Source organism: Streptococcus toyakuensis (assembly GCF_024346585.1).
Lineage (GTDB): Bacteria > Bacillota > Bacilli > Lactobacillales > Streptococcaceae > Streptococcus > Streptococcus toyakuensis.
The window spans coordinates 1,171,786-1,189,786 of the sequence record NZ_AP024523.1 but is presented as its reverse complement, the minus strand read 5'-3'; the positions used below and the strand labels follow the sequence as shown (position 1 = coordinate 1,189,786).

The following is an 18,001-nucleotide window of genomic DNA, read 5'->3' as shown; positions in this document are numbered from 1 at the left end:
TAAAATTGCTTAGATTTGATACGAAAAAAAGATGAGATTGGTTTGTCTCATCTTTTATAGGATTTTATTTTACAAAAGCATTGATTTCTGCTTCGATGTTAGCAATCTTAGCTTGTGATTCTTCGTTTGTTTCCCCTACAACTGCAATGTAGAACTTGATTTTTGGTTCTGTCCCTGAAGGGCGAACGGCAATCCATGAACCGTCAGCAAGTGTGTATTTCAACACATCACTTGGAGGAGTTGTCAAGTTTGTAACAGTGCCGTCAGCAGCAGTAGCTGTTTGGGCTTTGAAGTCTTTTACGACAGTGATAGCTGTTGCATTCCATTCTTTTGGAGCATTGTTGCGGAATTTAGCCATAATTGCTTTGATTTGCTCAGCACCATCGACACCTGAAAGAGTAACAGAGATTGTTTTTTCTGCATAGTAGCCATACTCTTTGTAGATTTCTTCGATACCGTCAGCAAGAGTCAAACCACGTGAACGGTAGTAGGCAGCAAGTTCAGCAACGACAAGAACGGCCTGGATAGCGTCTTTATCACGTACGAATGGTTTAATCAAGTAACCGAAGCTTTCTTCAAATCCCATCATGTAAGTGTGGTTGTGTTTTTCTTCGAATTCTTGGATTTTTTCAGCGATAAATTTGAAACCTGTCAAAACGTTGAACATGGTTGCGCCGTAGCTTTCAGCAATCTTTGTTACCAAGTCAGTTGATACGATAGATTTGCAGAGAGCCGCATTTTCAGGAAGAGTTCCAGCATTTTTGTGGGCTTCCAAGATGTATTTAGCCATGATAGCACCGATTTGGTTACCTGAAAGGTTGAGGTAGCTACCATCTTTTTGTAGAACTTCAACACCAACACGGTCAGCGTCTGGGTCAGTTGCAACAAGCACATCTGCACCAACTTGGCGACCAAGTTCTTCTGCAAGTGCAAAGGCTGCTTGGCTTTCAGGGTTTGGAGATTTTACAGTTGAGAAGTCTGGGTCGGCAGTTGCTTGAGCTTCTACGACTTGAACAGAGTCAAATCCTGCTTGGGCAAGAGCACGACGAGCCAACATTTCACCAGTACCATGAAGTGGTGTGTAGACAATCTTCATGTCTTTACCAAATTCTTCAATCAAGGCTGGGTTGATGTTAACGTCCTTAACTTCTTTGAGGTATTCTACATCGACAGCTTCGCCGATGACTTCAATCAAGCCAGAAGCTTTTTCAGCTTCTACATCAGCAACTTCAACTGCAAATGGATTTTCGATTGCACGGATATAAGTAGTCAAAGCGTCCGCGTCGTGTGGAGGCATTTGTCCACCATCTTCACCGTAAACCTTGTAACCGTTAAATGGAGCAGGGTTATGGCTAGCTGTGACCATGATACCTGCGAAACAGTTGAGGTGACGAACTGCAAATGATAGTTCTGGAGTTGGACGAAGGCTTTCAAATACGTAAGATTTGATGCCGTGTTTAGCAAGAACTGCTGCAGACTCAAAGGCAAACTCAGGTGAGAAGTGACGGCTATCGTAGGCGATTGCCACACCGCGTTCTTTTTCGTTTCCACCTTTTGACTCAATCAAACGAGCCAATCCTTCAGTAGCTTGACGAACAACATAGATGTTGATGCGGTTTGTACCAGCGCCAATCAAGCCACGCATACCTGCAGTACCAAATTCAAGATTAGTATAGAAGGCATCTTCCTTTGTTTTTTCGTCCATATTTTCCAAATCTTGACGAAGGTAGTCAGGAAGCTCCGCAAAATCAACCCATTTCTGGTAATTTTCTTGGTAAGACATTAAAATTCTCCTTTTTGTAAATTGTTTTAACCGTTCACATTATAGCATTTTTTAGCATTTTAGTAAAACCTTAGCATAACTTACATAAAAGTGGTGACATGTGCCGGTTTATCAAGTCTTGAATGCCTTAGGGAAACATGCTATACTACTTGTATGATTATTTTACAAGCTAATAAAATTGAACGTTCTTTTGCAGGAGAAGTTCTTTTTGATAATATCACCCTGCAGGTTGATGAACGAGATCGAATTGCTCTTGTTGGGAAAAATGGTGCAGGTAAGTCTACTCTTTTGAAGATTTTAGTTGGAGAAGAGGAGCCAACTAGCGGAGAAATCAATAAGAAAAAAGATATTTCTCTGTCTTACCTAGCCCAAGATAGCCGTTTTGAGTCTGAAAATACCATCTACGATGAAATGCTTCATGTCTTTGATGACTTACGTCGGACGGAGAAACAACTTCGTCAGATGGAGTTAGAGATGGGTGAAAAGTCTGGTGAGGATTTGAATAAACTGATGTCAGATTATGATCGTTTATCTGAAAATTTTCGCCAAGCAGGTGGCTTTACTTATGAAGCTGATATTCGAGCGATTTTGAATGGATTCAAGTTTGACGAGTCTATGTGGCAGATGAAAATTGCTGAGCTTTCGGGTGGTCAAAATACTCGTTTGGCACTTGCTAAAATGCTCCTTGAAAAGCCCAATCTCTTGGTCTTGGACGAGCCAACCAACCACTTAGATATTGAAACTATAGCCTGGCTAGAGAATTACTTAGTAAATTATAGCGGTGCCCTTATTATTGTCAGCCACGACCGTTATTTCTTGGACAAGGTTGCGACGATTACTCTGGATTTGACTAAGCATTCCTTGGATCGCTATGTGGGTAATTACTCTCGCTTTGTCGAGTTGAAGGAGCAAAAACTTGCTACTGAGGCAAAAAACTATGAAAAGCAACAGAAGGAAATTGCTGTTCTAGAAGACTTTGTCAATCGCAATCTAGTCCGAGCTTCAACGACCAAACGTGCCCAATCTCGTCGTAAACAACTGGAAAAAATGGAGCGTTTAGACAAGCCTGAAGCTGGCAAGAAAGCAGCCAACATGACCTTCCAGTCTGAGAAAACGTCGGGCAATGTTGTTTTGACTGTTGAAAATGCAGCTATAGGCTATGATGGGGAAGTTCTGTCACAACCGATTAACCTAGACCTTCGTAAGATGAATGCTGTTGCGATTGTTGGTCCCAATGGTATTGGCAAGTCAACCTTTATCAAATCAATCGTGGATCAGATTCCTTTTATCAAAGGTGAAAAGCGCTTTGGCGCCAATGTTGAAGTTGGTTACTATGACCAAACCCAAAGCAAGCTGACACCAAGTAATACGGTTCTGGATGAACTCTGGAATGATTTTAAACTGACACCGGAAGTTGAAATTCGTAACCGTCTAGGTGCCTTCCTTTTCTCAGGAGATGATGTTAAAAAATCAGTCGGCATGCTGTCTGGTGGCGAAAAAGCTCGTTTGCTTTTGGCTAAATTGTCTATGGAGAACAACAACTTCTTGATTTTGGACGAACCAACCAACCACTTGGATATTGATAGCAAGGAAGTGCTAGAAAATGCTTTGATTGACTTTGATGGAACTCTTCTATTCGTCAGCCACGACCGTTACTTTATCAATCGTGTTGCAACTCATGTTTTGGAATTGTCTGAGAAGGGTTCGACTCTCTACCTTGGAGATTACGATTACTATGTTGAGAAGAAAGCAGAAGTAGAAATGATTCAGGCTGAGGAAGTTTCAACTAACAATCAAGCAAAAGAAGCAAGTCCAGTTAATGACTATCAGGCCCAGAAAGAAAGTCAAAAAGAAGTTCGTAAACTCATGCGACAAATCGAAAGTCTAGAAGCTGAAATTGAAGAGTTAGAAAGTCAAAGTCAAGCCATTTCTGAACAGATGTTGGAAACAAACGATGCTGACAAACTGATGGAATTACAGGCTGAACTGGATAAAATCAGCCATCGTCAGGAAGAAGCTATGCTTGAATGGGAAAAATTGTCAGAGCAGGTGTAAAGATGGAACATCTTGGAAAAGTATTTCGTGAATTTCGAACAAGTGGAAATTATTCTTTAAAGGAGGCGGCAGGGGAGTCCTGTTCAACTTCTCAGTTATCTCGCTTTGAGCTTGGGGAGTCTGACCTAGCAGTCTCACGTTTTTTTGAGATTTTGGATAATATTCATGTCACAATCGAAAATTTCATGGATAAGGCTAGGGATTTCCATAATCATGAACATGTTGCTATGATGGGACAAATTATTCCGCTTTACTACTCAAATGATATTGCAGGTTTTCAAAAGCTTCAAGAAGAACAACTTGAAAAGGCTAAGAGTTCGACAAATCCACTCTATTTTGAGCTGAACTGGATTTTGCTACAAGGTCTGATTTGTCAAAGAGATTCGAGTTATCATATAAAGCAGGATGATTTGGATAAGGTAGCAGATTATCTCTTCAAAACAGAAGAATGGACCATGTATGAGTTGATTCTGTTTGGTAACCTCTATAGTTTCTACGATGTAGACTATGTCACACGGATTGGTAGAGAAGTTATGGAGAGGGAGGAATTTTACCAAGAGATTGGTCGCCATAAGAGATTGGTTTTGATTTTGGCCCTCAATTGTTATCAGCATTGTTTAGAGCATCTTTCTTTTAACAATGCAAGCTATTTTGAAGCTTATACAGAGAAGATTATTGGTAAAGGTATTAAGCTTTATGAGCGTAATGTTTTCCATTATTTAAAAGGTTTTGCCTTGTATCAAAAGGGACAGTGTAAAGTAGGTTGTAAGCAAATGCAAGAGGCCATGCATATTTTTGACGTGCTAGGTCTTCCAGAGCAAGTAGCCTACTATCAGGAACACTACGAAAAATTTATCAAAAATTAATTTTCCCAAATAAGGGAAAAATGAAAAAGCTCCTTTCGGTTTTGATACAATAGTTTCAAAATTTGAGAGGAGTTTTTATATGAATCGCTATGCCGTACAGTTGATTAGCCGTGGAGCTGTTAACAAGATAGGGAATATGCTCTATGATTATGGAAACAGTGTTTGGTTGGCATCAATGGGAACGATAGGACAGACAGTTCTAGGGATTTATCAGATTTCTGAACTCGTCACATCTATTCTCGTAAATCCCTTTGGCGGAGTCATTTCAGACCGTTTTTCTCGTCGTAAGATTTTAATGGCGGCAGACCTTGTTTGTGGGATTCTTTGTCTGGCTATTTCTTTTATAAGGAATGACAGCTGGATGATTGGAGCTTTGATTTTTGCCAATATTGTTCAGGCTATTGCTTTTGCCTTTTCTAGACCAGCAAATAAGGCCATTATCACCGAATTGGTAGAGAAGGATGAACTGGTCCTCTACAATTCTCGTTTGGAGTTGGTCTTGCAGGTTGTCAGCGTGAGTTCTCCTGTACTTTCTTTTCTTGTTTTACAATTCTCAAGTCTCCATCTGACGCTCTTACTAGATGCTTTGACTTTTTTTATAGCATTTGTTCTAGTGGCCTTACTTCCAAAAGAAGAACCAATGGTTCAAGATAAGAAACTTTTTACTGGTAAAGATATTTTTGCTGATATCAAGGAGGGAGTTCACTATATTGTGAAGCAAAGGGAAATCTTCTTTTTACTAGTCATGGCTTCAAGTGTCAATTTTTTCTTTGCAGCTTTTAATTACCTCCTTCCCTTTTCAAATCAACTCTATGGAGTACAAGGTGCCTATGCTACTATTTTAACAATGGGTGCTATTGGGTCTATTGTTGGGGCGCTGCTAGCTAGTAAGATTAAAGCCAGTATGGGAATGCTTCTGTTTTTATTGGCTCTAACTGGACTTGGGGTAATGATAATGGGATTTACCCTCCCATCTTATCTTACTTTTTCAGGGAATTTCATTTGTGAACTCTTTATGACGATTTTCAATATTCACTTTTTTACTCAAGTACAAACCAAGGTTGAAGGTGAATATCTGGGAAGAGTTCTCAGTTCGATTTATACCTTAGCTATACTATTTATGCCTATAGTAACAGGTTTAATGACCTTTCTTCCAAGTGTCCATCTTTATTCTTTCTTGATTATAGGACTTGGAGTTGTCGTTTTATCTTTCTTAGCTCTAGGCTATGTTCGAACCCGTTTTGAAAAAGAGACATAAGACTGTTTGAGTTTTAAAAATAATTCCAATCTGAGTGTTTTTTCCGCCCTTCTCGTTTGTGAGGAGGGCTTAGTTTATGGTAAAATGGTTTTATGAATAAAAGAATGAATGAGTTAGTCGCCTTACTCAATCGCTATGCGACTGAGTATTATAGCAGCGACAATCCGTCGGTTTCAGATAGTGAGTATGACCGCCTTTACCGTGAGTTGGTCGAGTTGGAGGCTGCCTATCCAGATCAAGTATTAGCAGACAGTCCGACCCATCGTGTTGGTGGCAAGGTTTTAGATGGTTTTGAAAAATACAGTCATCAGTATCCTCTTTATAGTTTGCAGGATGCTTTTTCACGTGAGGAGCTTGAAGCTTTTGATGCGCGTGTTCGTAAGGAAGTGGCTCATCCGACCTATATTTGTGAGCTGAAAATCGATGGCTTATCTATCTCGCTGACTTATGAAAAGGGGATTTTCGTTGTTGGGGCAACGCGTGGAGATGGTTCTGTTGGGGAGAACATCACAGAAAACCTCAAGCGTGTTAAGGACATTCCTTTGACCTTGCCAGAAGAACTAGATATCACAGTTCGTGGGGAATGTTACATGCCACGCGCTTCTTTTGACCAGGTTAACCAAGCTCGCCAAGAAAATGGAGAGTCTGAATTTGCCAATCCTCGTAATGCGGCAGCAGGAACTCTGCGTCAGCTGGATACAGCAGTAGTAGCCAAGCGTAACCTTGCCACTTTCCTCTATCAAGAAGCCAGTCCGTCAACTCGTGATAGCCAAGAAAAGGTTTTGAAGCACCTAGAACAACTAGGTTTTGTGGTTAATCCTAAGCGAATTCTGGCTGAAAGCATGGATGAGATTTGGGATTTTATCCAAGAAGTAGGACAGGAACGGGACAATCTGCCTTATGATATCGATGGGGTGGTGATTAAGGTCAATGACCTAGCAGGTCAAGAAGAACTTGGCTTTACCGTTAAGGCTCCAAAGTGGGCTGTAGCCTACAAGTTTCCTGCTGAGGAAAAAGAAGCTCAGCTTCTATCAGTTGACTGGACTGTGGGGCGTACTGGTGTTGTGACCCCAACTGCCAACCTGACTCCTGTTCAGCTTGCTGGTACAACTGTTAGCCGTGCGACCCTACACAATGTGGACTATATTGCTGAAAAAGATATCCGAAAAGACGATACGGTTATCGTTTATAAGGCTGGGGACATCATCCCTGCCGTTTTACGTGTGGTAGAGTCCAAACGGGTTTCTGAAGAGAAACTAGATATCCCTACAAACTGCCCAAGTTGTGGTTCTGACTTGTTGCACTTTGAAGATGAAGTGGCCCTTCGTTGTATCAATCCGCGTTGCCCTGCCCAAATCATGGAAGGTTTGATTCACTTTGCTTCTCGTGATGCTATGAATATTACAGGCCTTGGTCCATCTATTGTTGAGAAGCTTTTCGCAGCCAATTTGGTTAAGGATGTGGCGGATATTTACCGATTACAAGAAGAAGATTTCCTCCTTTTAGAGGGGGTTAAGGAAAAGTCTGCTTCTAAACTGTATCAAGCCATTCAAGCATCTAAGGAAAATTCTGCCGAGAAGCTCTTGTTTGGTTTGGGAATTCGTCATGTCGGAAGCAAGGCCAGTCAGCTCTTACTTCAACATTTTCATTCAATTGAAAATCTGGCTCAGGCAGATCCAGAGGAAGTGGCTAGTATTGAAAGTCTGGGTGGTGTGATTGCCAAAAGTCTTCAGACTTATTTTGCGACAGAAGGCTCTGAAATTCTCCTAAGAGAATTGAAAGAAGCTGGGGTCAATCTGGATTATAAAGGTCAGACAGTAGTAGCGGGTGCAGCTTTGTCAGGCTTGACCGTTGTATTGACTGGAAAATTGGAACGTCTCAAGCGCTCAGAAGCTAAAAGTAAACTCGAAAGTCTGGGTGCCAAAGTGACAGGTAGTGTTTCTAAAAAGACCGACCTCGTCGTGGCAGGTGCAGATGCTGGAAGTAAACTTCAAAAAGCACAAGAACTTGGTATTGAAGTTCGAGATGAAGCTTGGCTCGAAAGTTTGTAAAGAATAGTAGAAGGCTAGATGTTAGATAGTCTGAAACTGTCTATCCTGAAGTGTTTTGACATGAATTGAGTCTATCTTGAGTCAGAAATTAAATTGCTGAATCTATCAGCACCACATAAAAAATTAAATTAAAATTAGAAATTAGGAAAAGAAATGTTAAATTACCCTGTAGTCATCCATTTTCATCGAAAAAACGGGGATTATGCAGCCTGTTCATTTAGTAGAAAACAGGCGGACAATGTTGAAAAATTGTATTATGAAAATAACTTTTTTGGAGCAAAGTTCTCCTTCACAGTTACAAGTCAAGAAAAGTTAGAAAACCTGAAGTTTTCTGTCGAGATTGATGGGACAGTTAAGGAATATTCCGTGCGTTATAACTACTATCCGCTTCTGACAGAAGTTTGGATTTTAGAGGGCGACGAGACTGTTTATTATTCTGAAAACCCAGCCATTGCTAGTCCTTACTACAAAGATCAAAATCCATTTGCTTTTGATAGAGCAATACATAGCGCTAGTTTTGATCACCACTGGGGCTACCAAGGAGAACTAGGTTACAGTCTTTCAGATTATCAGACTAGCTTTAAACTTTGGGCTCCTACGGCTACTGCTGTACAGGTGGTTGTCTACGAAAATACCAGCAACGACGCTCCGATTTGGAAAACCTTTAATCTAGAGCGTGGTAATAGCTATTCATACAGTCATAAGTACAATACCATTGGTGTTTGGAGTCTAGACTTAGATGAAAATCTTGCTGGCAAGGCTTATCAGTATCAGATTGACTTTCCTCACCACCAGACTGTGACGAGAGATCCTTACACGATTGCCACAAGTCCTGACGGCAAACGTTCCGTAATTCTTTCTCATCAAGACAGACAAGTAGAAGGATTTGTGGTCAAACATGGAACAGAAGCGCCTTGGCGTTTGGAAAATCCATGTAAAGCAGTTATCTGTGAAATGCATATCCGAGATTTAACCAAATCTCCGACCTCTGGAGTTGCAGAGCATCTCCGTGGAACCTTCCTTGGTGCTGCCCAGACTGGAACTGTAAACCAATTCGGACAAGCAACCGCCTTTGACTATATCAAAGAACTTGGCTGCAACTATGTTCAACTCCAGCCTATCTTTGATCGCCATAAGGAATACGATGAGGATGGAAATGTAACCTATAACTGGGGTTATGACCCTCAAAACTACAATGCACCAGAACCAAGTTTTTCTAGTAATCCAGATGATCCAGGGCAGGTCATTCGTGATTTGAAGACCATGGTTCAAGCCTATCACGATGCGGGGATTGGTGTCATTATGGACGTGGTTTATAATCACACCTTTTCAACGGTTGATGCACCTTTCCAAACAACTGTCCCTGATTACTACTATCGTATGAATCCAGACGGTACCTTCCAGAATGGAACAGGTGTTGGAAATGAAACAGCCAGTGAACACGAAATGTTCCGCAAGTACATGATTGATTCTCTTCTATACTGGGTACAGGAATACAATATTGACGGCTTCCGTTTTGACTTGATGGGTATTCATAATGTCAAAACCATGCAAGCGATTCGTTGGGCGCTAGATGAGGTTGATCCCCGTATTATCACTTATGGAGAAGGCTGGGATATGGGAACAGGTCTTGCAACTTATGATAAGGCCAAGAAGGATAATGCCTACCAAATGCCAAATATCGGATTCTTCAATGATAATCAGCGTGATGCGGTCAAAGGAGGAGAAGTTTATGGTGCAATCAAGTCAGGATTTGTAAGTGGTGCAGCCACTGAACCAATCATTGCCAAGGCCATTCTTGGTAGCCGAGAATTGGGTTCTTATCTCAGTCCAAACCAGGTTCTCAACTATGTTGAAGCCCATGACAATTACAATCTTCATGATTTGTTGGCGACTCTTCATCCTGATCAAAGTTCAGACCAGATTATGCGCAAGGTTGAGACGGCGACAGTAATGAACCTTCTCATGCAAGGAATGTCCTTTATGGAAATTGGCCAAGAATTTGGTCGAACCAAATTAATTCCGACGGGTGAACATGGACAACTCACTTCGGCAGACCGAGAACGTGCTATGAATAGTTACAACGCTCCTGACAGTGTTAACCAAATAAACTGGGATTTAATCAATGAAAGACAAGAAAGCATTGACTTTGTCCGTCAAATTATTCGACTGAAAACACAGACTAGCGCCTTTTCTTATCCTACATACGAAGAAGTTTACCGTCATGTCTTTGTTCACACAGCTGCAGAAAATAGCGGATGGATTGTTTACGAGATTCACGGGGGGCCAGAACATCTATTGGTAGTATTCAATGCCAAGGGAACTTCCTTATACTTTGAAAATGCAGGAAATCTAGAAATGCTTGTGACCAATAGTCGTTCGAAACAAGAAAATGTCATTGATGATACTAGTGTCGCAGTGCTAAAAGTACTCTCTTAAATGCATAAACTAAAAAGGGTTAGATTGTCTAATCCTTTTTATCATTTATAAGTTTTCAATGAAGATTAGAATCAAGTTTCAAATAGTTTGAAAAACCAAGCTTGTGAAAATAATCTCAAAAAAATTGCAAAAATGGTTGTAATTTTCTGAAAATTTGGTAAAATATATTTTAATCATTTTCAGGAGGACGAGAATTTGACAAGATATCAGAATTTAGTAAATGGAGAATGGAAATCATCTGAAAAAGAAATTACGATTTATTCACCAATCAATCAAGAAGAATTAGGAACAGTACCCGCTATGAGCCAAGCAGAAGTAGATGAGGCTATGAAAGCTGCGCGAGAAGCCCTCCCTGCATGGCGTGATTTATCAGCAGTTGAACGTGCGGCTTATTTGCACAAAACAGCAGCTATTTTAGAACGTGATAAGGAAGAAATCGGTACTATCCTTGCTAAAGAGGTAGCAAAAGGGATTAAAGCAGCTATTGGAGAAGCGGTGCGTACCGCAGACTTGATTCGATATGCTGCTGAGGAAGGTCTTCGTATCACTGGCCAAGCAATGGAAGGTGGCGGCTTTGAGGCAGTGAGTAAAAATAAACTGGCTGTTGTTCGTCGCGAGCCAGTTGGGGTTGTTTTAGCAATCGCACCATTTAACTATCCAGTTAACCTTTCTGGATCTAAAATTGCACCTGCCTTGATTGCAGGGAATGTGGTCATGTTTAAGCCACCAACTCAAGGTTCTATTTCTGGTCTCTTGCTGGCTAAAGCATTTGAAGAAGCAGGAATTCCAGCAGGTGTTTTCAACACCATTACGGGTCGTGGTTCAGAAATTGGGGATTATATCATTGAGCACAAAGAAGTCAACTTCATCAACTTTACAGGCTCAACTCCTATCGGAGAACGTATTGGTCGTTTAGCTGGTATGCGTCCTATCATGTTGGAGCTTGGTGGGAAAGATGCAGCCCTAGTACTAGAAGATGCAGATTTGGAACATGCTGCCAAGCAAATTGTTGCGGGTGCCTTTAGCTATTCAGGTCAACGTTGCACGGCCATTAAACGTGTCATTGTTCTCGAAAGTGTTGCAGATACATTAGCTACTTTGCTTCAAGCAGAGGTTGCTAAATTAACAGTTGGTGATCCATTTGACAATGCTGATATTACACCTGTTATTGACAATGCTTCAGCCGACTTCATCTGGGGCTTGATTGAGGATGCACAAGAAAAAGGGGCTCAGGCTCTTACACAAATCAAACGTGAGGGCAATCTTCTCTGGCCAGTGCTTTTTGACCAAGTTACAAAAGATATGAAAGTAGCATGGGAAGAGCCATTTGGCCCTGTTTTACCAATTATTAGTGTGGCTAATGTAGAAGAAGCAATTGTCTTTGCCAACGAATCTGAATTCGGCCTTCAATCCTCAGTCTTTACAAATGATTTCAAAAAGGCCTTTGAAATTGCTGAAAAACTTGAAGTGGGCACAGTTCATATTAATAATAAAACCCAACGTGGTCCAGATAATTTCCCCTTCCTTGGTGTCAAAGGTTCTGGTGCTGGTGTTCAAGGAATTAAATATAGCATTGAAGCGATGACAAATGTTAAATCCATTGTTTTTGATGTGAGATAAAATCAGGAGATTCGTTTCCTGATTTATTTTTTTACTTAAAATTATATTTTTGTTAGCTAAATAACGAACTTTATGATAGTATTATAAAAAAACAATTCGTTTTCAAAGTGTTTCTGAAAAATTCTTGATTTACAAGTGAACACATCAGTGAATTTGTTGAAGACTTTCAAAAGATTTTTTTGCAAATTCCGTAATTTACTTGAATCTTCCCTAAAAAGGTAGTATAATAAATCTATGGAAAACGCTTACAGAAATAGGAGGGTGTATGGATAAGAATAATGCTTTAGAAACCTTTATGACAGGTGAAAATTTTCACCTCCAGCACTATCTGGGAGCTCATAGGGAAGAAAAAAATGGAGAGTATGGCTATACTTTTCGTGTGTGGGCGCCTAATGCTCAGGCTGTTCACTTGGTAGGGGATTTCACCAATTGGGTTGAAAATCAAATTCCGATGGAACGGAATGAATTTGGAGTCTGGGAAGTCTTTACCAGTCTTGCTCAAGAAGGCCAAATTTATAAGTACCATATCACGCGTGCAAATGGTCATCAACTGATGAAGATTGACCCTTTGGCTGTTCGATATGAGGCACGACCTGGTACTGGGGCTATTTTAACAGATATTCCAGAAAAGAAATGGAAGGATGGCCTCTGGCTAGCCCGTAGAAAACGCTTGAGCTTTGAAGAGCGTCCTGTTAATATTTACGAGGCTCATGCTGGCTCTTGGAAGAGAAATCCTGATGGCAGCCCCTATAGTTTTGCTCAATTGAAAGATGAACTCATTCCTTACTTGGTTGAGATGAACTATACTCATATTGAGTTTATGCCTTTGATGTCTCACCCACTAGGTTTGAGTTGGGGCTATCAGCTTATGGGTTACTTTGCTCTAGAGCATGCCTATGGTCGCCCTGAAGAGTTTCAAGATTTTGTTGAGGAATGTCACTTAAACAATATTGGGATTATTGTAGACTGGGTACCTGGTCATTTCACCATTAATGATGATGCCTTAGCTTATTATGACGGGACACCGACTTTTGAGTACCAAGACCATAATAAGGCTCATAACTACGGTTGGGGAGCACTCAATTTTGACCTTGGAAAGAATGAAGTCCAGTCTTTCTTGATTTCTAGTATTAAGTTTTGGATTGATTTTTATCATTTAGATGGTATTCGCGTGGATGCTGTCAGCAATATACTCTATTTAGACTACGATGATGCTCCATGGACACCTAATAAAGATGGTGGCAATCTCAACTATGAGGGATATTATTTCCTTCAACGCTTAAATGATGTGATTAAACTAGTTCATCCAGATGTGATGATGATCGCAGAAGAAAGTTCGTCAGCAACCAAGATTACGGGAATGAAAGAGCTTGGTGGTTTAGGATTTGACTACAAGTGGAATATGGGCTGGATGAATGATATCCTCCGATTCTACGAAGAAGACCCTATTTACCGTAAATATGACTTTAACCTGGTGACTTTCAGCTTTATGTATGTCTTCAAAGAGAATTATCTCCTACCATTCTCACACGATGAAGTGGTTCATGGCAAGAAGAGTATGATGCACAAGATGTGGGGAGATCGCTATAATCAATTCGCAGGCTTGCGCAATCTCTACACCTACCAAATTTGTCACCCTGGTAAGAAATTGCTCTTCATGGGTAGTGAATATGGGCAATTCCTAGAATGGAAATCTGAAGAACAGTTGGAATGGTCTAACCTAGAAGATCCAATGAATGCTAAGATGAAGTATTTCACTTCTCAGCTAAACCAGTTTTACAAAGACCACCGCTGTCTGTGGGAAATTGATACCAGCTATGATGGTATTGAAATCATCGATGCGGATAATAGAGACCAGAGTGTTCTTTCCTTCATCCGTAAGGGTAAGAAGGATGATATGTTAGTCTGTATCTTTAATATGGCACCTGTTGAACGAAAAGATTTTACAATCGGACTTCCTGTTGCAGGGATTTACGAAGAAGTCTGGAATACTGAGTTAGAAGAGTGGGGAGGCGTTTGGAAAGAACATAATCAAACTGTTCAAACGCAAGAAGGACTATGGAAAGATTATGAGCAGACCTTGACCTTTACCCTACCGGCTATGGGAGCAAGTGTTTGGAAAATCAAACGTCGATTGAAACCTACTAAAACCGTCACAAGTAAAAACCAAAAAGGAGTAGAAAATGAAGAATGAAATGTTAGCTTTGATTCTTGCTGGTGGGCAAGGAACTCGTCTCGGTAAACTCACTCAAAGCATTGCAAAACCAGCTGTGCAATTTGGTGGGCGCTACCGTATCATTGACTTTGCTCTTTCAAACTGTGCCAACTCAGGCATCAACAATGTTGGAGTCATTACACAGTACCAACCACTTGCTCTCAACAACCATATTGGTAATGGTTCAAGCTGGGGACTAGACGGTATCAATTCTGGTGTCTCTATTCTTCAACCTTATTCTGCAAGTGAAGGAAATCGTTGGTTTGAGGGGACTAGCCACGCTATTTACCAAAATATTGATTATATCGACAGTGTCAATCCTGAGTATGTCTTGATTCTATCTGGGGACCATATCTACAAAATGGATTATGATGATATGCTCCAGTCTCACAAAGATAATAATGCCAGCTTGACAGTAGCGGTTTTAGACGTCCCTCTTAAAGAAGCTAGTCGTTTTGGTATTATGAACACAGATGCCAATAACCGCATTGTTGAATTTGAAGAAAAACCAGCTCAACCTAAATCTACAAAAGCTTCTATGGGAATTTACATTTTTGATTGGCAACGTCTGCGCAATATGCTTGTTACTGCTGAAAAGAGCAATGTCGATATGTCAGACTTCGGTAAGAATGTCATTCCAAATTACCTTGAGTCAGGTGAAAGTGTCTATGCATATGAGTTTAATGGCTACTGGAAAGATGTTGGTACTATTGAGTCACTTTGGGAAGCTAACATGGAATATATTTCACCAGAAAATGCCTTGGATAGCCGTAACCGTCAATGGAAGATTTACTCAAGAAACTTAATTTCACCACCAAACTTCCTTGGGGCAAATGCTCATGTGGAAGATTCCTTGGTTGTCGATGGCTGTTTCGTAGATGGAACTGTTAAACATTCTATCCTCTCAACAGGTGCGCAAGTTCGCGAAGGGGCAGAAGTAGTAGATTCAGTTATCATGAGTGGTGCAATTGTCGGTCAGGGAGCTAAAATCAAACGTGCCATTATTGGTGAAGGTGCAGTTATTTCTGATGGTGTCGAAATTGATGGAACAGAAGAAGTACAAGTTGTAGGATATGATGAAGTAGTGGGGGTAGCAACAGATGAAGATTGATAAATATTCTGCCATTTTAGGAAACACAGTTGGTTTTCATGATATGTCAACACTGACAGACCACCGTCCAGTAGCTAGTTTGCCATTTGGTGGTAAATATCGCTTGATTGACTTCCCGCTTTCAAGTCTTGCTAATGCTGGTGTCCGTAGTATTTTTGGTATTTTCCAACAAGACAATATCAGCTCAGTCTTTGACCATATCCGTTCAGGACGTGAGTGGGGCTTGTCAACTCTTCTTAGCCACTATTATCTAGGTATTTACAATACTCGTGTGGAAAGTAGTACAGTTGGAAAAGAATACTACCAACAACTTCTTACTTACTTGAAACGTTCTGGCTCAAACCAAACAGTTTCACTCAACTGTGATGTTTTGATTAATATTGATTTGAACCAAGTTTTCCATCTACATAGTACAACAAAAGGGCCTATCACTGTAGTTTATAAAAAACTAGCTAAGAAAGACATTTCAGAAGTAAACGCAATCTTGGAAGTGGATGAAACAGACCATGTTCGTTCTCATAAACTCTTTGATAGTAAATCATCAGATGAAGTTTACAATATGTCGACAGATATCTTTGTCGTTGATACCCCTTGGTTGATTGAACGCTTAGAAGAAGAGGCTAAGAAAGAACATCCAGAGAAGTTGCGCTATGTTTTACGGGATTTGGCTGCAAAAGAAGGGGCTTTTGCCTACGAGTACACAGGCTACCTAGCCAACATTCATTCTGTAGAGTCTTATTATAAAGCGAATATCGATATGCTTGAATCGCAAAAGTTCTATTCTCTCTTCTCACCAAACCAAAAGATTTATACAAAGGTCAAAAACGAAGAGCCAACTTACTATGCCAATACATCTAAGGTAAGTACTTCTCAGTTTGCTTCTGGTAGTATTGTTGAAGGTCAAGTGGCTAATTCTGTTTTATCACGTAATATTCATGTCCATAAGGATAGCTTGGTTAAAGATAGCATCTTATTCCCTCGTGTTGTTATTGGAGAAGGTGCTCAGGTAGAATACGCTATATTGGACAAGGGTGTTGAAGTTGCGGATGGAGTAGTGATCCGTGGAACTGCAGAACATCCAGTCGTCGTTAAGAAAGGTGCTAAAGTAACAGAGGATATTCATTCATGAAAATTTTATTTGTAGCAGCTGAGGGTGTACCCTTTTCAAAAACAGGTGGTTTGGGAGACGTCATTGGCGCTCTTCCTAAATCACTGGTAAAAGCGGGACATGAAGTTGCAGTAATTTTACCCTACTATGACATGGTAGAGGCTAAATTTGGAAATCAGATTGAAGATGTGCTTCATTTTGAGGTTAGTGTTGGTTGGCGCAGACAGTACTGTGGGATTAAGAAAACAGTCTTAAATGGTGTGACCTTCTACTTCATTGACAACCAATATTATTTCTTCCGAGGTCATGTTTACGGTGATTTTGATGACGGAGAACGCTTTGCTTTTTTCCAACTGGCTGCCATTGAGGCTATGGAAAGGATTGACTTTATTCCTGATCTTCTCCATGTTCATGACTACCATACAGCTATGATTCCTTTCTTGTTGAAGGAAAAATACCGTTGGATTCAAGCCTATGAGGGCATTAAAACTGTTTTAACCATTCATAATTTGGAATTCCAAGGACAATTTTCAGAAGGAATGTTATGGGATTTGTTTGGAGTTGGCTTTGAGCGTTATGCTGATGGTACCCTTCGCTGGAATAACTGTCTGAACTGGATGAAGGCTGGTATTCTCTATGCGGATCGTGTTTCAACCGTTTCGCCTAGCTATGCTCATGAAATTATGACTAGTCAGTTTGGATGTAACTTGGATCAGATTCTTCGAATGGAGTCTGGTAAGGTCTCTGGTATCGTAAATGGGATTGATGCTGACCTTTATAATCCTCAGACGGATGCCCTTTTAGACTATCATTTTAATCAGGAAGATTTGTCTGGGAAGGCCCAGAATAAGGCAAAATTGCAAGAAAGAGTTGGCTTACCCGTTAGGACTGATGTTCTACTGGTGGGAATTGTTTCTCGTTTGACACGTCAAAAAGGTTTTGATGTGGTGGTGGAAAGTTTGCACCATATCTTGCAAGAAGATGTTCAGATTGTTCTTTTAGGAACTGGTGATCCAGCCTTTGAAGGAGCTTTCTCATGGTTTGCTCAAATCTATCCAGACAAGCTATCAGCAAATATTACTTTTGACGTCAAACTTGCTCAAGAAATCTATGCTGCTTGTGACCTCTTCCTCATGCCAAGTCGTTTTGAACCGTGTGGCTTGTCTCAAATGATGGCGATGCGGTACGGAACCTTGCCATTAGTCCATGAAGTTGGTGGCTTGCGAGATACCGTTAAAGCCTTTAATCCAATCGAAGGAAGTGGTACTGGTTTTAGCTTTGACAATCTATCTCCTTATTGGTTAAATTGGACTTTCCAAACAGCTTTGGACTTGTATAGAAACCATCCTGATGTTTGGAGAAATCTACAAAAACAAGCCATGGAGTGTGATTTCTCATGGGATACAGCCTGCAGGTCATACCTTGACTTGTACCATAGTTTAGTTAATTAATAGATAAAATCGTATGATGACTTCATACGATTTTTGGGCTATTT

11 protein-coding genes are annotated in these 18,001 nt (G+C 40.5%); 10 read left to right on the top strand and 1 reads right to left on the bottom strand.

Annotated features, from left to right (window positions below; translation table 11 throughout):
* Nucleotides 1-64: 64 nt before the first annotated feature.
* Nucleotides 65-1,783, bottom strand: a complete 1,719-nt coding sequence (locus tag STYK_RS06135; protein WP_261804712.1) for a phospho-sugar mutase — start codon at nt 1,781-1,783, stop codon at nt 65-67.
* A gap of 153 nt (nt 1,784-1,936) precedes the next feature.
* On the opposite strand from STYK_RS06135, the gene STYK_RS06130 reads away from it, so the two are divergent.
* From STYK_RS06130 to glgA, 10 genes are all read left to right on the top strand, one after another.
* Complete coding sequence (locus tag STYK_RS06130) at nt 1,937-3,838, top strand: ABC transporter ATP-binding protein (RefSeq protein WP_261804711.1); 1,902 nt, start codon at nt 1,937-1,939, stop codon at nt 3,836-3,838.
* A 2-nt stretch (nt 3,839-3,840) separates the two neighbouring features.
* On the top strand, nt 3,841-4,704 hold the full coding sequence (locus tag STYK_RS06125) for an Rgg family transcriptional regulator (protein ID WP_261805385.1): 864 nt from the start codon (nt 3,841-3,843) through the stop codon (nt 4,702-4,704).
* Between the two features lie 79 nt (nt 4,705-4,783).
* Nucleotides 4,784-5,962, top strand: a complete 1,179-nt coding sequence (locus tag STYK_RS06120; protein WP_261804710.1) for an MFS transporter — start codon at nt 4,784-4,786, stop codon at nt 5,960-5,962.
* A gap of 92 nt (nt 5,963-6,054) precedes the next feature.
* Entirely contained in the window at nt 6,055-8,013 is a 1,959-nt protein-coding gene (gene ligA / locus STYK_RS06115) for an NAD-dependent DNA ligase LigA (protein ID WP_001042564.1), read from the top strand.
* Nucleotides 8,014-8,166: 153 nt separating this feature from the next.
* Nucleotides 8,167-10,452, top strand: coding sequence for a type I pullulanase (pulA, locus tag STYK_RS06110; protein ID WP_000935956.1), 2,286 nt, complete (start codon nt 8,167-8,169; stop codon nt 10,450-10,452).
* Nucleotides 10,453-10,647: 195 nt separating this feature from the next.
* Nucleotides 10,648-12,072, top strand: coding sequence for an NADP-dependent glyceraldehyde-3-phosphate dehydrogenase (locus STYK_RS06105; protein WP_261804709.1), 1,425 nt, complete (start codon nt 10,648-10,650; stop codon nt 12,070-12,072).
* A 265-nt stretch (nt 12,073-12,337) separates the two neighbouring features.
* Nucleotides 12,338-14,266 carry a 1,4-alpha-glucan branching protein GlgB gene (gene glgB, locus STYK_RS06100; protein WP_261804708.1) on the top strand — a complete coding sequence of 643 codons (1,929 nt, stop codon included), beginning with the start codon at nt 12,338-12,340 and terminating at the stop codon, nt 14,264-14,266.
* The gene (locus STYK_RS06095; RefSeq protein WP_049491443.1) at nt 14,256-15,398 is read left to right on the top strand and encodes a glucose-1-phosphate adenylyltransferase; all 1,143 of its coding nucleotides are present in this window, start codon (nt 14,256-14,258) and stop codon (nt 15,396-15,398) included. The genes glgB and STYK_RS06095 overlap by 11 nt, the downstream gene beginning before the upstream one ends.
* Entirely contained in the window at nt 15,388-16,527 is a 1,140-nt protein-coding gene (glgD, locus tag STYK_RS06090; RefSeq protein ID WP_049491441.1) for a glucose-1-phosphate adenylyltransferase subunit GlgD, read from the top strand. The genes STYK_RS06095 and glgD overlap by 11 nt, the downstream gene beginning before the upstream one ends.
* Nucleotides 16,524-17,957, top strand: a complete 1,434-nt coding sequence (gene glgA, locus STYK_RS06085; RefSeq protein WP_261804707.1) for a glycogen synthase GlgA — start codon at nt 16,524-16,526, stop codon at nt 17,955-17,957. Before glgD ends, glgA begins: the two co-directional genes overlap by 4 nt.
* Nucleotides 17,958-18,001: the final 44 nt, after the last annotated feature.

What these genes read in the sequence shown, in the direction of transcription:
- STYK_RS06135 (WP_261804712.1), bottom strand. Translation starts at nt 1,783, where the DNA reads ATGTCTTACCAAGAAAATTACCAGAAATGGGTTGATTTTGCGGAGCTT.
- STYK_RS06130 (WP_261804711.1), top strand. Translation starts at nt 1,937, where the DNA reads ATGATTATTTTACAAGCTAATAAAATTGAACGTTCTTTTGCAGGAGAA.
- STYK_RS06125 (WP_261805385.1), top strand. Translation starts at nt 3,841, where the DNA reads ATGGAACATCTTGGAAAAGTATTTCGTGAATTTCGAACAAGTGGAAAT.
- STYK_RS06120 (WP_261804710.1), top strand. Translation starts at nt 4,784, where the DNA reads ATGAATCGCTATGCCGTACAGTTGATTAGCCGTGGAGCTGTTAACAAG.
- ligA (WP_001042564.1), top strand. Translation starts at nt 6,055, where the DNA reads ATGAATAAAAGAATGAATGAGTTAGTCGCCTTACTCAATCGCTATGCG.
- pulA (WP_000935956.1), top strand. Translation starts at nt 8,167, where the DNA reads ATGTTAAATTACCCTGTAGTCATCCATTTTCATCGAAAAAACGGGGAT.
- glgB (WP_261804708.1), top strand. Translation starts at nt 12,338, where the DNA reads ATGGATAAGAATAATGCTTTAGAAACCTTTATGACAGGTGAAAATTTT.
- STYK_RS06095 (WP_049491443.1), top strand. Translation starts at nt 14,256, where the DNA reads ATGAAGAATGAAATGTTAGCTTTGATTCTTGCTGGTGGGCAAGGAACT.
- glgD (WP_049491441.1), top strand. Translation starts at nt 15,388, where the DNA reads ATGAAGATTGATAAATATTCTGCCATTTTAGGAAACACAGTTGGTTTT.
- glgA (WP_261804707.1), top strand. Translation starts at nt 16,524, where the DNA reads ATGAAAATTTTATTTGTAGCAGCTGAGGGTGTACCCTTTTCAAAAACA.